Origin of the sequence: Geotalea daltonii FRC-32 (genome assembly GCF_000022265.1) — a bacterium.
In the GTDB taxonomy this organism is placed as follows: Bacteria; Desulfobacterota; Desulfuromonadia; order Geobacterales; family Geobacteraceae; genus Geotalea; species Geotalea daltonii.
The window spans coordinates 2,798,517-2,813,273 of record NC_011979.1 but is presented as its reverse complement, the minus strand read 5'-3'; the positions used below and the strand labels follow the sequence as shown (position 1 = coordinate 2,813,273).

Below are 14,757 nucleotides of genomic sequence, written 5' to 3'. Positions count from 1 at the left end.
CCCTTTCACCACTAAGGCACGAAGAACACGAAGAAAACCATTACAGGCGCATGATGGGTCGAGATATGGGAGGATTTTACTCCGTGACCTTCGTGACTTCGTGGTCGGTATGTTTTACATCTTCATATCATCCATCTTCATTCCATCATGTTTAGGCGGAGCAGGAGCAGCCGGAGCCTGTCCCGGTGCAGCCGGCTTGCCCGTATGCTTGCTGTGATCCTGACCGCCGCCACCTTTCAGTTGCGACTCGGAATCGATCAGGTAGCCGCCGGATACCGCTACTTTGTCACCCGGATTGATGCCTGATATGATCTGGATTTTATCGTCCGTCTGCTGTCCTACCTTCACATCACGGGGTTCGAACATCCCCGGTGAACTTTCCACCCATACCACCTGACGAGTTCCAGTATCAAGTACCGCGGTGACTGGGACTACAATGGCCGATCCCAGCGGGACCTTGATGATGGCGTTGACGAACATGTCAGGTTTCAGCTTCATGCCGGGATTGGGCATTTCCACCCTCGCCTTCACCGTCCTCGTTTTCGGATCGAGAAATGGGTAGATGTAGGAAACCTTGCCACTGAACGACTTGCCCGGGAAGGATTGGGAACGGATTTCCACCCTCTGTCCCATATGGACATTAGGGAATTCATTCTCGTAAACCTCAACTTCCACCCAAACATTGGAAAGGTCGGCAATATTGAACAGCTGGTCACCCGTATTGACATACTGCCCCTGCTGCACCATCTTTTCGATCACTATCCCGGAAAGAGGTGTGTAGATGGGAAGGCGGATATTGGGCTTACCTGCCTTCTCCAATTCGGCAATCTGCTTTTCCCTGACGCCAAAGAGCAGAAGCCGCTGCTTGGCCGACTGCACCAGTCCGTCACCATTCTGGGAGATGGAGGCAATGGGGGAATTCTTCAGCTGGTCGCGACTCTTGACCGCCAGCAAATATTCCTGCTGAGTCGCCACCAAATCTGGGGAGTAGACTTCAGCAACAGGCTTGCTCTTACTTACCCAAGAGCCGACCGTGTCAACAAAAAGCCTGTCTATTCGTCCTCCTATCCAGGCGGTGACCTTGGCCTGGCGAGACTGATCGAACTGGACGATGCCGACAGCATTTATTTCCTTGTTCAAATCCTGCCGCCTGACCTCTATGGTAGCCACATTGGCCATGACCCTCTGGGTCGGGGAAAGGGAGACGTGACCGATCATCTCCGCCTGCTGCTTTTGTTCCGCAGTCATCGGCCCACTGCCTGCCGCTCCATCGATCTTCTTGATCAGTTCCATGCCGCAGATGGGGCAGGTGCCCGGTTTGTCCTTGATGATGAACGGGTGCATGGAGCACGTATAGAGCTGTTTGCCCTGAGCTACCTTCGCATCCTTTCCAGTCGACGTTTTAGCGTTCTTCTGCTGCCACAGGTACCACCCCCCGCCAGCTGCCGCGGCAATCAGCAAAAATATCAACGGAATTGCAATTTTCTTGTTCAGACTCATGGTCGTACCTCGATATATGGATAATTGTTTCTGTTCTGAACGGATGAAGTCGGTGGCTACTTGACCGCAGTCAAAGCTGGAGTCTGGCCAGCCGGCCCCGGCAATTCACCACCGACAAGCGCTTCCAACTGGGCCAGCTTCATCATGTATTCAGCCTGTGAGTCGTACAGTTCCCGCTCGTAATTGAACAGGTTGACCCGCCCGTCGAGCAGGGTGAGAAAGTCCACCTTGTTCACACGGTAGCTGATGATGGCCGATTCCAGTGATTGTTCAGCCTGGGGAATAATTCCCCCCTTGTACAGTTCAACCAGTTTCTGCCGGCGTTCCAGTTGGGCCAGAATATCGTGAATGGAATAGGTGATGCTGTTCTTCAGGCCGTTGAGCTCCTCCAAAGACATGTTCGTTTCGGAAGTCGCTTCGGCAACCATGGCCTGTCGGCGCTCACGCTGCAGTGGCAGGTTGAACGTGACGCCGACGGTAAACATGTTGTCGCCCGGATCTTTTATCATTTCAGTATTTACCGCCTCACGGAACATGTATTCGAAGGAGAGATTGAAGTCGGGGTAGTACTCCTTTTGCGCCAGGCGGCGGGAGGCATCTCCCTTATTGGCCAGGCTGATCAGGCTTTTTACCTGGGGCCTTTTGGCGAAAGCAGCTTCTTTCAGTCGTTCGGCTGTCAGGGACGGTTTCGGTAAATCGAAATCGGGGATTCTACCAATGGGGGTCGTATCGGGCCGGTAGAGCAGATAGTTGAGATTCGCCTCCAGGCTCCGTCGTTGCTGTTTCAGGGTTATCTGCATGTCGAGCATTTTGGATTTTTCCAAACCCGCCTTGTAAATATCCTGCTGCACCCCCTGGCCGACTGAATACTTGGACTCGGCAATGGTGATGAAATCGGTCAGTATCTGCAGGTTCTTGTCGATGATCTGTAGAAACTTGTCCACAGCGTAGATCTGGTAGTATGTCTCCTTCACCATGCGGGCCAGTTCAAGTTTCCGTTCTTCGATGGCCCATTTATAGGACTCCGCCTCATATTGTGCCACTTCCTGTTTGATAGCGCGCTTGCCCCAAAAGGGAAGTTGTTGGGATATGCCGATTACCTTGGAGGTCTGTGGGTCTTTATCGAAGGCAAAAGGTTCCTTTGCCATCAGGTTCTGCAGTTTGAACATGAACATGGGATCTTCAAGGGCCGACGCCTGTTTGACCCGGTTGGCAAACATCTGCCAGCGGGCCTGGGAAGATTTGAGTTCCGGATTTTTATCAAGCGCGGTAGCGATGAGGCGTGAGAGATCCTCGGCAGGCGGCTTACCCTCTTCCGCCCACACCATGGATGGAGAAACAGCCAATAGAAGTAGTAAAGCAAACGTGTGTAGTGTTTTCATGGAAGCTCCCAAACATGAACATAAATTCAATACAGTTACAATTACACAGGTTGTGCCAACTCATATCTTACTGATTTTGCAGATTTATTATTGCGGTCGGAATGTCAAGGCGTGGAGAATATTCCCCACAAGGTAGGAATATTCGTCACTGCAGCCCATCCATAGATACCTTTCGGCTCTTATTCACAAAGATTAAGGCTTTTAAAAAATTTTGGAATATGCCTATTTCTGACCCGGCGGAGTAATGCCATATTTCTCCATTCGGTAGATAAGCGTATGTCGGGGAATTCTCAGGAAGCGGGCAGCCGCTGTCTGATTCCATGAGCTGCGTTCCAGGGCGGCAACGACCACTTCCCTCTCCAATTGCTCAAGAGGATACCCTTCATCGGGCAGTTTTATTACTGCTGTCCCCTGAGCACGTTTCTCGCGAAGTTTATCCGGCAGGTCATCAACAGAAATCATATCACCGTTTCGCATAATGAGCAGACGTTCGATGGTATTTTCCAGCTCCCGTACGTTTCCCGGCCAGGAATGCATCACCAAAGTCTCAAGGGCGCTATTTTCGAGGGTGACATTCTCGCTGCCATGCTTGCCACAAAAGTATTTGATCAGTAATGGGATGTCTTTGCGTCGTTCGCGTAGGGAGGGGAGGTGTACCGGTATGACTGCCAAGCGGTAATAAAGGTCTTCACGGAATGAACCGTTAGCTATAGCCTTGTCTATATTGACGTTAGTAGCTGAAACCACTCTGACATCTATTTTCTGAACCTTAGTGCCTCCCACAGGTTCAACCTCCTTCTCCTGTAGAGCCCTGAGCAACTTTGGCTGTAATTCCAGCGGAAGTTCGCCGACTTCATCAAGGAAAAGTGTTCCGCCATCCGCCAATTGAAATTTGCCGGTTTTGTCTCTCAGTGCTCCGGTAAATGCTCCTTTTACGTGGCCAAAAAGTTCACTCTCCAACAAGTCACGGGGAATGGCGGCACAGTTGATGGCTATAAATGGAGCTTCTCTCCTTGAACTGTTAGCATGGATGGAGCGGGCGACCAGCTCCTTTCCCGTACCGGATTCGCCTGTAATCAAAATGGCAGCCTCAGTGTCGGCTACCTTGCGAATCACATCGAAAACCTTCTCCATTTCTTTTGAAGTGCCGATAATAGTGCGAAAATCAGTTTTATCCGACAACTGGCTCTTCAGCCGCTTGTTCTCCTCAGCCAGCCCATTGAACTGAAGCGCTTTCAGGACAATCAGTTTGAGTTCATCCCTGTTGAAGGGTTTGGTGATATAGTCGTAAGCCCCCGCTTTCATGGCCTCCACTGCTATGTTCACCGTTCCGAATGCGGTTATGATTATCACCAAAGTCTCCGGTGAACGCTCTTTGATTGACTTGAGCACCATCAGTCCATCCATACCCGACATTTTCATATCGGTAATAACCAGGTCAGGCTGAGATTGTCCGAATAAAAACAAGCCTTCCTCACCCGATGAGGCAGCCTGGACTTCATAACCCTCCTCTTTGAGGTTGTATTCCAGCACCCGCCGTAGCGAATTGTCGTCGTCAATTACAAGAATCTTTCCTTTCACCGCAATCCTCCGTCAGAAGCATTTTGCATCGGCAAGATGACGTTGACTATAGTTCCGTGACCAACTTCACTTTCCACCTGCATTGTTCCGCCATGACTTTCAATGATCTTCTTGGTAATAGCCAGGCCCAAACCGGTACCATCCGGTTTGGTAGTAAAAAAAGGCTCGAAAATGCGGTCCATCGTCTCTGCATCTATTCCTGGGCCACTATCACGGAAGCAGATTTCACATGAGCCTGCCTCATAGGGGGTTGTCGTTATGGTTACGCTGCCCCCCGGCGGTGTTGCCTGCAAGGAGTTGATGATAATGTTCAGAAAAGCCTGTCGGAGCTTTTCACCGTCGGCACTGATTATTACAGGGGCGGATGCCGGTTTCAGCACAAGTGAAATTTGTCGTCCCCTGGCGTCATTGGAAAGCAGAGCCACTATTGTTTCCAATTCTTCCTGAATCGGACAGAGCTGCATGTCAGCTGGCTGTGGTCGTGCCATATGGAGAAAATCCTCCACCACCCGGTTCAGACGCTCGGTCTCCTTGATCTGTATGTCGATGAATTCCTGTTTCGGGTCACCGGGCTTGTAGTCGTCCTTCAATATCTCGGCTGTTCCACGAATTGAACCGAGTGGATTTCGGATCTCGTGGGCCAGTACCGCGGCCATTTCTCCCAAGGTAGACAGCTTCTCAGCCCGTCGCAACTGTTCCTCGATGATAATGATACGCTCAGATTGGTTTTGCAGCTTCTGGTATGACTCCTCCAGCCCACGGGCAGTTTTCTGGAGCTCCACTGTGCGCTCCCGCTCCCGCTGGGACAGCAGGCCAGTCACACCCCCTACAATGTTATACAGCATAATTTCAAGATATTTCTCCATTTCCAGGGTCAGGTGGCCGCCCCACTGGAAAAGAAGATGCGGTGCATAAGCAATGCTGACAAGGATTGAGCAGATTAACCCACCACGCAACCCAAACCATAGGGCAGCGAGAATTATCGGCAGATAGTAGAGACGCTGGAAAATATCGTGAAGATAAGGGAGATGAAGCGGTGTCAGATAGTGGAGAAGGCTTATGCAAACAAGAAAGCAAGCCAGGATGATTGGGCGAAATGCGGTTATTGATAACTTCTGAATTTGCATTTATCTGTGATCCTGAGCCTTTCCGGTTAATCCGTCAACTTTGAGTCGGTCTCATTGCAGCCTTCCTTCTGTTCGTGGATTGGTAGCTACATTGCTTAGATGTTCTAAGCCTCAACCGCCTTGTCCTGCTGTTCCGTTCCTGTTGATGGTCCTGAGGATGGAACTCACCGATTCATCCATCTGTTGTTCCAGCCTGTATCGCTGATCAGTACTGGTAGCAATTTGGGGCATCTCAATATTTTCTGTTTCAGCCTGTTCTGTTAGGGCGCGGCCGCTTGGCAACTGTTCGAAGTGCACATGGGGTCCTGTGGATCTACCCGTGTTGCCTGAAAAAGCCACGACTGTACCTGATTCGACCATGTCGCCAGCCTTCACACGCAACAAAGAGTTGTGACCATAGAGGGTACGGTCGCCATTGGCATGTTCTACTATAACGGTCGATCCATATCCGCCACGTATGCCCGAAAAGACAACCTGACCCTTGCGGGTGGCACGAACAGGGGTTCCGACCGGTACGGCTATATCGATCCCATGGTGCAAAATGGCCCTTCCGCTACCGAATGGATCGAGTCGCCAGCCAACACCAGAAGTTATGACGCCGTTCTGGACCGGCAGCTGCGTATCTGCCAGTGCTACAATCGGAAGAAATAACAGCATGATCATTGTAACGAATATTACTTTCATGTGTTCCGCAAATTCATACTCTTAGCCCAGTCAGTCATGATCATTTTGAGCCGATCTCAAGGGCTTTCATCTGCATATCCATGCCAGCTTTCATAGCAGTGGTATTCGCTTCATATGCTCTCGTCGCAGTCACCATGTCGGCCATTTCCTCAACAATATTGACATTCGGATATGCAACATAACCATCCTCTCTTGCGTCTGGGTGTCCAGGGTCGTATTGAAGCCTAGGGGGAGACTGGTCCTCGATAATATTGACAACCTCGACTCCAATAACCTCTGTCCCTCCCTCCATATTGGCGCTTGCACCATCAAGAACAGTGGCAAATACCGCATCTTTGCGTCGGTATTGGCCACCTTCATCTGTCCTGGTGGAATTGGCGTTGGCAAGGTTAGATGAAATCAGGTTCATCCGGGTTCTTTCGGCGGTCAAGGCAGAGGCACTAATTTCCATGGCATCCATTGGTTTTCCCTCCATATCATCTCGTTGATGTCTGCCTCAGAAGAAAGGTTTTTCCCCTTTCGCCCCTCAGAATGCTCATCAACATGTCCCCAAGACTGCAAGCTTGGTTTTGTACTTCCGAAATTTCCGACACTTCCGGGCCCAAAAACAGATCCATGACCTGTGAGCTGGTGTTACCTTCAAACAACACAACGTTGAGAGCAGGAAATAGTTGCCGCACCGTCCGGCTGAATTCCCGCCCGTTAAAGTCTTTCATTTTGTGATCGCTGATCATGGCGCTGTAGGTTTCAGTCTGCAGCATGACAAGCGCTGCATCCGTGCTCATGACGCATGTGACATTGATCTCCAAATGGCCCAAAAGCCTTTCTATAACCTCTAGAACATCCCGGTTGCTACAGACCACCAAAATGACAAGGTCTCTGACAGGGAACAGATTCACTAGACCACCTCAAACAGAACCAACAACCATGCCGTCCCTTAAGCTTATGGTTCTGTCAGAGTATGCCCCGTTTTCAGCATTATGCGTTACCATCACGACTGTCTGTCCGGCATTATTCAACTCCCTGAATAATGCCATGACCTCTTCGCTGGTCTTGGAATCCAGGTTGCCGGTCGGCTCATCAGCCAAAAGTATATGCGGGTTGTTGACAATAGCCCTGGCAATGGCAACACGTTCCTGCTCACCCCCAGATAATTGGTTGGGGAGCCGGCCAAGCTTGTTCCCCAGACCGACTCTTTCAAGGGCTTGGCGGGCCGCGGCCCTCTTTGCACTGGTAGCCATTTTGACAATTGCTAACGGCAGCATGACATTCTCTGCAGCGGTCAGGTACGGGATCAGGTGAAATGATTGGAAAACAAACCCAAGGTTTTGTGCCCGGAAGTCGGCCAGCTTTTCCCCTGGCAGGTCATAAAGACGTACGCCGGCCATCTCGACATCTCCGGAAGTCGGATGGTTCATTCCTCCCAGAACTGAGAGCAAGGTGCTCTTACCGGAGCCTGACTGCCCCATTATGGTGATAAATTCACCGGCTTCTATGCTGATATCAACACCGCGCAAGGCTTCGACAACGTCTTCTCCGCTAGTGTAGTGTTTCTTTACGTTTTGTATTTCGATGAGTTTCATTTATTTTCCTTTTAACTAACTGATCTCTCCAGGGACGTGGATTTTGATGCAAGAGCAAGGCTGTCAAGGAAATGTGCGGAGACGTAGCCCAGCTACGTCGCACAAGCAGTTCCGAAGACTTACGCAGCTATTGCGCAAAAGCCGCGTCCCATCAAAGCGCCCGCAGGGCTTCCGTCGGGTCCATCTTGCTGGCATGCAGCGCTGGATAGAGACTGGCCAGCAGGCCCAGCATTACGGCTAATCCGATTGAACCGGCAGCTACAGTACTGTCCCAGATGAGGTGTGCATTCTTGCTTTCAGCCATGAAAGGCAGAGCCAGTTTGGCCCCCCCCATGCCGGCAGCATAGCCCAGGATTCCTGCCAGCAGGCTGACAAGTACTGCTTCCAGTAGAATGATCCGCATGATGTGGCTCTTGCGAAAGCCTATCGCCCTGAAAACACCGATCTCGGTCGTGCGCTCATTGACGCTTCCCATCATGGTCACAAAGACAATCAGGGAACCGATAAAAACAACTACCCCTGCCATGGCATAGGAAAACCGTTTGAACTGGTCCAGTGCCTTGAGGCGCCCTTCCACCACCTGCTGGATTGCCGAGACCTTGGCATCGGGGAGCTTTTCGGCAATCTGGGTTACCATGTCGCCAATGGGACACCCGGAACAAAGAGCCGCCACCTCCGCCAAGGTGATCTTTCCTTCTTTGCCGAGAATTTTCTGTGCTTTGCCAAGAGAGGCGAAGACGAGAGAGTCATCCTGTGAGCCGGTCTGGTCAAGCACTCCGGCAACCTTGAAGGTTTCCTCCTTGATCCGGATGGTATCACCGGAGCTAGCATCGAGGATCTTTGAGGCATCGCTTCCCAGTAACACTTCATTGTCGGCCTTCGGGGCATCGCCAAAGATCTGCCACCACTGTTTCATTTTCAATTCACTGTCAAAGTCCACTCCGACCAGCAGCACATCGTGAGAACCTACCTTGATTCCCCCCAGTACCTTTGGCGCAACGGCAGAGATATTCTTGCTGTTCTTGATGGTTTTGATCCTGGCCAGATCCTCTTCGCCTATCTCACGCTGGTCGAAGGTGACGCCCCCAAGGCTTATGCCCCCGTAATTCATGGAGAGGCCGTTACTCTGGGGAGTAATGAGGATGTTGGCTCCAAATTCATCCATCTTCCGTTCAATGTCGCTGGACATGGACCGGGTAAGTGTCACGAGCGTGACAATTGTGGCGATTCCCACCATCAGCCCGATGGTGAGAAAAGCCATTTTAGTTTTCCGGCGTTTAAGGTTGTTGATGGATATGGTATGCAGTTTCATTTTCTATCCCGCTTAGAAGTATTTGGCACCGGACTGAAGATCGGTTGCCTTGACAATGACGTTTGCTCCGACAAAAGCGCTGGGGAGGTAGGTGGGATTGCAGCCGCCAATAGCGTGCGGACCTATTTTCGCTATGGCAAAGCGTTGATTACAGTTTTTGCACACCATAAAGTCGTCTTTCTGCTCATATCCCTTTTTTGCCTTGTAACAGACATCACAGGTATCAAAGGCGGTATGGATGGCGCCATCAGAGTCTTTGACCACAAAGAAGCTTATATCTTTGCCGCTATCTTTGAACTGGTAAAAATGTGCCTTGCCGTCTGAAACCTTTGCCACCGGGATGCTTACCACTCCATTTACCGGCTTTACCTTCTGGACACTTGAGAAACCAGGTATGTTCAGAGCAAATACCGTCGCTACTCCCAGAACAACCAATATCCCGGCAACAATACCCAGATGTAAACCTTTGCTTCGAATGTTTTTCATACCGATCACCTGTACATCCTCCTTAACCCTGTTTTGTTTTCGTGCGGCTTTTCCCATGGCTATACTCCCTTTGTTTTACTTTCTGTTCTTATTGCAACAGGCACAACCACCGCCTGCATTTTTCTGTGCCTGGGGCGTCTTGCCCGTTTCCCTGTCAAACACATCCTTTGCGACAGTACGCACTACATTACTTGGATATCCAGTATCAGTAACCACTGAAGCGAGTTGACCAGGGGCAATTTTTTTCAAATCATGCCACACGGTCACTTTTGCTGCAGCGATGTCTACTTCAACCGAAACGACTCCTTCTTTTTGTTCAAGTGCGTTGGTGATCTTCGCAGCACAACTGCCACACGACAGCTTCTCCGCATTCAGCACGGTTACCGTATCGGCCCCCTGCGTCGCCCCCCAGGATATGGTTGCCAACAGAACCAACAGCGTCATCAATGTGACTACCAGATGATGGGGGGTGATGTTTATCCTTGCGTACATTTAGTTCCTCCGTTTAGTTTCGATTGCTGCCGCATCCACCATTGCCGCAGTATGAAGACTTTACCGCCTTAGACCCGAAATCCCGCCCTGCAACCTTTTTGAACTCGGCAATGGGCATTTTTTCCATCAGCCAGCTCCTGAACCCTTCATTGTTAACTGCTGCAGCAAATGTATCAGGCTTTGCAGATGTTGATTGATAGCCGACCAGCACCCATCCCCCTTCCACATCCACCTCCACTCCAGCCGTTCCGGGCAAACGCATCAAGGCTTTCTCAATTTTCCCTGCACAACTCCCACAGGTCATGCCGATGGTCTTTAACACGGCAACTTCCTGTACAGGCCGTTTGATCTTGACGTGAAAAGCGAGAAATACCATCAGCGCAACCACGGCAAGTACCAAAGCTATATTTATAATCCGTTTTCTCATCTTGGCTTCACCTGACATAACTTCTGTGGATTCCCTGTTGGTGTTCATGGAAAGTAAAAGCAAAAAATCTGCCAGCTTGATTAATTGTTGTAACTTATTGGAATTATATGAATTTTTTTAAAAGCAGTCCTGAAAAATATTCCTCAGGATAAAGAATATCACCCATGTATGTTGAATATTCTCCACTCAGTGCAAAATCTTATTTGGATTGCCTCTATTTGCTTACGCCCTATTTGCAGAAATGCATCTACTACTTTTGGGTCAAAATACTTCCCCCTCTCTGCCTAGATCATTCATCCGCATTCTTCATGCCCATACAGTTCATGCCCATACAGGTAAAATCCGGCTCAACTGTGGGCGTCGAAGGCATCAGTCACCCTGAAGATCCTAGCACACGATTCGGTGACAAGAGCCGAGCGATGCAAAAAACACTGATCAATCTGACATCGTGGAATATCCTGCAGGGATGTAGATTTTTCTGCATCAAATAAAACCTCACTATTGCATAGGTATTTGAAATTAAAGTGATCTTATATTGGTATGCCCTTTGCTGCATCCATGTACAAAAAAATCGGAGGTGTTCGCAGTGGCTCTTTTTTATCATTACCTGATGTTGGCAGTATTCCTTTCAGTTACACCAGTGACCGCTCTGGCAATGGAACAGAGCTTTGCGCAAAACAACATGAAAGCGGCTATCAGGCTTGCCCCTGACTCGCCATCGGCAGGTAGTAAAGTTACTTTTGCATTGAAGCTTGAGAAAGATGGACAAGTAGTCACTGACAGAAAGGTGGCCCTTCAGGTTTATGAAAAAGGTACTAACAGGCAGGTGCTGAGCCGAGAAGTTGATGTTCTGGAGGACGAGTATTTGGATTCCTGGTCCTTCGATACACCTGGGGAATATAAGATAGCGGTTACAATCGCTGACGTTGGAAAATCTGCAGAAGTACTCAGTTATGAAATAAATGCCATGGTCGGAGAAGCAAAGAGTTCCGAACATGAGGAGCATGGTTTTTTTTCACATCATTTTGGCAGCGGGAAATGGCGCTGGTGGGGAGGAGGCATGATGCTCCTCATGATGGTTCCCATGATGATTATAGCTCTATAATCACCCATTAGACTGACCATGTCGTATATGCCTCCATCGAACATTTCTGCAAAGGGCGACCGCTCGAAAGGTCGCCCTTTTTCAACATGTGATCACGGGAAACAGTGGCCAAAACATTTACTTCCGTCTCCATCCTGACCACGCAGGAACGCCTGCCGCATCTCGGAGAACGAGAACTTCATCCCCTTTTTTCAACTCAGAGGCAATGATAACCGGTTTTCCACTTATGGTTACCTTTGAACCTGTCACATCAAGCTTCTCACCTTTCTCAAGCTTTGCATCAAGTTTATTAATGTACCAGTCCGGGCCAAGATGAACGGGAATCGTCTCCTTGTCCGTCTTGAGTAGAAGATGGATTCCGGCACCCATCCCCCGCATTGGCTTCATTCTGTCAACCCTTTCAATGGTCCCTGATACGGTTTCCACTGTTGAAGGATTATATATGCGTTGATAAGCGCCCCCAATACCCCATCCTCCACCCCCCATTCCCGCAGCGACCGCCAGTGAAGTAGTTATCATGATTATTCCAGTGATAATTCCCACAAACCGGGTTCTTTTCATTGCTTCCTCCTTTTGCATAAATTATTGTCCAGCACAATTATACTAGACTCTTATGGAGTTAAAATATCGGAGTCAAACAACTTTTCGTAAAAATGTTTATTTATTCTGCAGGTCAAGGGTATTACTTCGGGCAGCAGACCATCCCCCAATGTTTTACCCGGAACAGCCATTGTCAAACATTTTGCAGCATGGTAAGGTGGGCTGCAATTTTCCCACAGCCCACAGCAGTCTTAGCCATAAAGGCTAAAGGATGTCCTTTTCATGGAAGTAAGTACAACGGCCGAAGCCATCCAGCCGGCCGAAATGCCCCGCCCCCAGTTGGTACGCCTGGTGCTGGTTCTTGGGGCAATGACCGCCTTCGGTGCCATGTCCATCGACATGTATCTCCCCGCCTTTCCCAGCATCGCACATGATTTGCACGTACCCCTCGGTACCATTCAGTTGACCATTTCCGCGTTTCTCTTCGGTTCCGCTGTCGGCCAGCTGTTCTATGGGCCACTGGCGGATCGATTGGGAAGGCGCAAGCCACTCCTCATAGGACTGGCTCTGTACGTTGCTTCAGCAGTGGGATGCGCCAGCGTCCATTCTGCTGAAGCACTGTTAGTGTGGCGGGTGATTATGGCAATCGGAGGTGGGGCCGGCATGGTAATCTCCCGTGCCGTGGTGCGCGATCTTTACGATACCGCCGAGGCGGCCAGAATGTTTTCCCTTCTCATGCTTGTCATGGGAGCGGCGCCGATCCTTGCGCCCATGCTGGGAGGACAGCTCCTGCTTATCACCGGCTGGAGAGGCATCTTCATGTTTCTTGGGCTCTTCGGGCTGGCGTCTTTCTTCGCTGCGGCACTGTTCCTCCCTGACTCCCTTCCGCCCGAGCGCCGCATCAAACGCAACTTTACCCAGATGGTTTCAATATACGGCCATCTCCTCCACAACCGCAGTTACCTCCGTTACGCCATTGCCCTCGGGTGTGTCGCCGGCGCCAACTTTTCCTATATTTCCGGCGCTCCCTTTTTCTTCATGGAGCAGCATGGGCTCTCACCCCAGCATTTCAGCCTTTTTTTCGGCGTCAACGCCTTTGGACTGATCGGCGCCTCGCAGGTCAACCGCAGGCTCCTGCGTCACTTCAGCCCCCAGCGCATCACCAAAACTGCATTCATCATCAACGCAGCTGCTGCACTTCTTCTCACTGCCACAGTCCTTACCGGAACCGGCGGTTTCGTCCTCCATGTCATACTTCTGTTCACCTCCCTGTGCATGACCGGCCTGCTTTATCCGAACATAACCGCCCTGGCAATGGCCCCATTCGACAGGGCTGCAGGCAGTGCATCGGCACTCCTGGGAACAATACAGTACACCATCGGTGCAAGCGCCGGGGCATTGGTGGCGCTGCTGAACAATGGGACTTCCTTGCCCATGACTGCCACCGTAGCCGCCTGCGGTGTGGCAGGCTCGATTGCAGTCACCGGTTTTATCCGGTCTTCTTCGGCCCATATCAAGTAGTGCATAGGTAGAATAATTCTGGATTGGTTTACGTAGTTTCCATCCGGAAACTCCGGATGAGAAACTAGTGGTTTCCGATTCGGAAATAGGGGATTTTTTGTCCTGGCAAGGAAATCAAGGGCTTGCGCGGAGACGTACATCGGTACGTCGCACAAGTAAGCCCGCAGATTGACGCAGCTAGGGCAGAAAAGCACCCTTTCCGGATGGAAACTACGTAGAAGAGTGGAAACCGATGGTGGGCTTTGATTACCGACTGACTACGATATTTGCGGAGTTGGACTTCAGGTCGAAAACCACTTTTGCTTTCTTATCTTGCAGCTGCTTTAAAACCTGCCTGATCTTATCGTCGAGGGTAAAGCGGGCATCCCCCGGATCAGTCCATTCCCGGGTGACAAATTCGCCGACCAGATTGCGCAGGGTCTCCGGATCGATGCGATCCATGGGAATCTCCACCCCTTCTTCCTGCTGATCGTTCTGCCGGTTGTTCGGCACGTCATACTCAATCACAACTTCATGTTCTTCCATATCTCAGCAAACCTCGGCGATTTCGTATTCGATCCGGTTTGGGCCGATGCCCACCTGAACGGCGTCACCGATTGTTTTACCCATAAGCTCACTTCCCAGTGGAGAACCTGGAGTAATAACCACCACCTCGGCGCGGCCGAATGCAATCTTCAGACCCCCTTCAAGGGGTCCGATAAAGATGGTCTTTGATGCACCGTCCTCTGCTTCGAGCCTGACCAGTGCAGTGAGCCGGATTTCACCACCATCCATGGAAAGGAGCTTCAGCTGCTTGTAAACTTCCATTGCCTGCCGGATTTCACTGGCCCGGTTTGCCTGTCCCTGTGCCACATATGATGCTTCAAGAGCGAGAGTGTCATATTTGTTGTCCGGCAGGTTTTCGCTGTGGGTGGCAGCTTCATGGGCGGTCTTGGCAGCATTGAAGAGCACCTCAAGATCGTGGCTGAGCTGGGCGACAATGCACTGGAGCAGGTCTGCTTTGTTCATTCCTCTACC

17 protein-coding genes are annotated in these 14,757 nt (G+C 50.6%); 2 read left to right on the top strand and 15 right to left on the bottom strand.

What is annotated here, in order from left to right; genetic code table 11:
- Positions 1 to 114 precede the first annotated feature (114 nt).
- The 12 genes from GEOB_RS12710 to GEOB_RS12655 all read right to left on the bottom strand — a co-directional run bounded on the left by GEOB_RS12710 (position 115) and on the right by GEOB_RS12655 (position 10,574).
- Positions 115 to 1,500 (bottom strand): efflux RND transporter periplasmic adaptor subunit, encoded by a 1,386-nt coding sequence (locus GEOB_RS12710; protein WP_012647643.1) that lies wholly within the window; start codon positions 1,498 to 1,500, stop codon positions 115 to 117.
- A 56-nt stretch (positions 1,501 to 1,556) separates the two neighbouring features.
- Positions 1,557 to 2,882: a TolC family protein gene (locus GEOB_RS12705; protein WP_012647642.1), complete on the bottom strand. Its 1,326-nt coding sequence runs from the start codon at positions 2,880 to 2,882 to the stop codon at positions 1,557 to 1,559.
- 222 nt (positions 2,883 to 3,104) lie between these two features.
- Positions 3,105 to 4,463, bottom strand: a complete 1,359-nt coding sequence (locus tag GEOB_RS12700) for a sigma-54-dependent transcriptional regulator (protein ID WP_012647641.1) — start codon at positions 4,461 to 4,463, stop codon at positions 3,105 to 3,107.
- Complete coding sequence (locus tag GEOB_RS12695) at positions 4,460 to 5,590, bottom strand: two-component system sensor histidine kinase NtrB (protein WP_012647640.1); 1,131 nt, start codon at positions 5,588 to 5,590, stop codon at positions 4,460 to 4,462. The genes GEOB_RS12700 and GEOB_RS12695 overlap by 4 nt, the downstream gene beginning before the upstream one ends.
- A gap of 111 nt (positions 5,591 to 5,701) precedes the next feature.
- A complete protein-coding gene (locus GEOB_RS12690; protein WP_012647639.1) occupies positions 5,702 to 6,274 on the bottom strand; it encodes a M23 family metallopeptidase in 573 nt (190 codons plus the stop codon).
- A gap of 40 nt (positions 6,275 to 6,314) precedes the next feature.
- Entirely contained in the window at positions 6,315 to 6,734 is a 420-nt protein-coding gene (flgC, locus tag GEOB_RS12685; protein WP_012647638.1) for a flagellar basal body rod protein FlgC, read from the bottom strand.
- A gap of 16 nt (positions 6,735 to 6,750) precedes the next feature.
- On the bottom strand, positions 6,751 to 7,137 hold the full coding sequence (locus GEOB_RS12680; RefSeq protein ID WP_230199052.1) for a response regulator: 387 nt from the start codon (positions 7,135 to 7,137) through the stop codon (positions 6,751 to 6,753).
- Positions 7,138 to 7,182: 45 nt separating this feature from the next.
- A complete protein-coding gene (locus GEOB_RS12675; protein WP_012647636.1) occupies positions 7,183 to 7,857 on the bottom strand; it encodes an ABC transporter ATP-binding protein in 675 nt (224 codons plus the stop codon).
- 151 nt (positions 7,858 to 8,008) lie between these two features.
- Complete coding sequence (locus GEOB_RS12670) at positions 8,009 to 9,169, bottom strand: ABC transporter permease (protein WP_012647635.1); 1,161 nt, start codon at positions 9,167 to 9,169, stop codon at positions 8,009 to 8,011.
- A 12-nt stretch (positions 9,170 to 9,181) separates the two neighbouring features.
- Entirely contained in the window at positions 9,182 to 9,655 is a 474-nt protein-coding gene (locus GEOB_RS12665; protein ID WP_041267550.1) for a DUF2318 domain-containing protein, read from the bottom strand.
- Positions 9,656 to 9,730: 75 nt separating this feature from the next.
- Positions 9,731 to 10,147, bottom strand: coding sequence for a heavy-metal-associated domain-containing protein (locus GEOB_RS19375; protein WP_012647633.1), 417 nt, complete (start codon positions 10,145 to 10,147; stop codon positions 9,731 to 9,733).
- A 13-nt stretch (positions 10,148 to 10,160) separates the two neighbouring features.
- Positions 10,161 to 10,574, bottom strand: a complete 414-nt coding sequence (locus tag GEOB_RS12655) for a heavy-metal-associated domain-containing protein (RefSeq protein ID WP_041267548.1) — start codon at positions 10,572 to 10,574, stop codon at positions 10,161 to 10,163.
- Between the two features lie 586 nt (positions 10,575 to 11,160).
- Here GEOB_RS12655 and GEOB_RS12645 point away from each other — a divergent pair.
- Positions 11,161 to 11,679, top strand: a complete 519-nt coding sequence (locus tag GEOB_RS12645; RefSeq protein WP_012647630.1) for a hypothetical protein — start codon at positions 11,161 to 11,163, stop codon at positions 11,677 to 11,679.
- Between the two features lie 117 nt (positions 11,680 to 11,796).
- On the opposite strand, the gene GEOB_RS12640 is transcribed toward GEOB_RS12645, so the two are convergent.
- Positions 11,797 to 12,240 (bottom strand): hypothetical protein, encoded by a 444-nt coding sequence (locus GEOB_RS12640; RefSeq protein ID WP_012647629.1) that lies wholly within the window; start codon positions 12,238 to 12,240, stop codon positions 11,797 to 11,799.
- Positions 12,241 to 12,501: 261 nt separating this feature from the next.
- On the opposite strand from GEOB_RS12640, the gene GEOB_RS12635 reads away from it, so the two are divergent.
- On the top strand, positions 12,502 to 13,740 hold the full coding sequence (locus GEOB_RS12635) for a multidrug effflux MFS transporter (RefSeq protein WP_012647628.1): 1,239 nt from the start codon (positions 12,502 to 12,504) through the stop codon (positions 13,738 to 13,740).
- 246 nt (positions 13,741 to 13,986) lie between these two features.
- On the opposite strand, the gene GEOB_RS12630 is transcribed toward GEOB_RS12635, so the two are convergent.
- Positions 13,987 to 14,265 carry a YheU family protein gene (locus tag GEOB_RS12630; protein ID WP_012647627.1) on the bottom strand — a complete coding sequence of 93 codons (279 nt, stop codon included), beginning with the start codon at positions 14,263 to 14,265 and terminating at the stop codon, positions 13,987 to 13,989.
- A gap of 3 nt (positions 14,266 to 14,268) precedes the next feature.
- Entirely contained in the window at positions 14,269 to 14,748 is a 480-nt protein-coding gene (locus GEOB_RS12625; RefSeq protein WP_012647626.1) for a GreA/GreB family elongation factor, read from the bottom strand.
- Positions 14,749 to 14,757: the final 9 nt, after the last annotated feature.

Coding starts and splice junctions, on each gene's coding strand:
- GEOB_RS12665 (WP_041267550.1), bottom strand. CDS start 9,655: ATGAAAAACATTCGAAGCAAAGGTTTACATCTGGGTATTGTTGCCGGG.
- flgC (WP_012647638.1), bottom strand. CDS start 6,734: ATGGATGCCATGGAAATTAGTGCCTCTGCCTTGACCGCCGAAAGAACC.
- GEOB_RS12675 (WP_012647636.1), bottom strand. CDS start 7,857: ATGAAACTCATCGAAATACAAAACGTAAAGAAACACTACACTAGCGGA.
- GEOB_RS12635 (WP_012647628.1), top strand. CDS start 12,502: ATGGAAGTAAGTACAACGGCCGAAGCCATCCAGCCGGCCGAAATGCCC.
- GEOB_RS12640 (WP_012647629.1), bottom strand. CDS start 12,240: ATGAAAAGAACCCGGTTTGTGGGAATTATCACTGGAATAATCATGATA.
- GEOB_RS12690 (WP_012647639.1), bottom strand. CDS start 6,274: ATGAAAGTAATATTCGTTACAATGATCATGCTGTTATTTCTTCCGATT.
- GEOB_RS12670 (WP_012647635.1), bottom strand. CDS start 9,169: ATGAAACTGCATACCATATCCATCAACAACCTTAAACGCCGGAAAACT.
- GEOB_RS12705 (WP_012647642.1), bottom strand. CDS start 2,882: ATGAAAACACTACACACGTTTGCTTTACTACTTCTATTGGCTGTTTCT.
- GEOB_RS12710 (WP_012647643.1), bottom strand. CDS start 1,500: ATGAGTCTGAACAAGAAAATTGCAATTCCGTTGATATTTTTGCTGATT.
- GEOB_RS12630 (WP_012647627.1), bottom strand. CDS start 14,265: ATGGAAGAACATGAAGTTGTGATTGAGTATGACGTGCCGAACAACCGG.
- GEOB_RS12655 (WP_041267548.1), bottom strand. CDS start 10,574: ATGAGAAAACGGATTATAAATATAGCTTTGGTACTTGCCGTGGTTGCG.
- GEOB_RS12625 (WP_012647626.1), bottom strand. CDS start 14,748: ATGAACAAAGCAGACCTGCTCCAGTGCATTGTCGCCCAGCTCAGCCAC.
- GEOB_RS12695 (WP_012647640.1), bottom strand. CDS start 5,590: ATGCAAATTCAGAAGTTATCAATAACCGCATTTCGCCCAATCATCCTG.
- GEOB_RS19375 (WP_012647633.1), bottom strand. CDS start 10,147: ATGTACGCAAGGATAAACATCACCCCCCATCATCTGGTAGTCACATTG.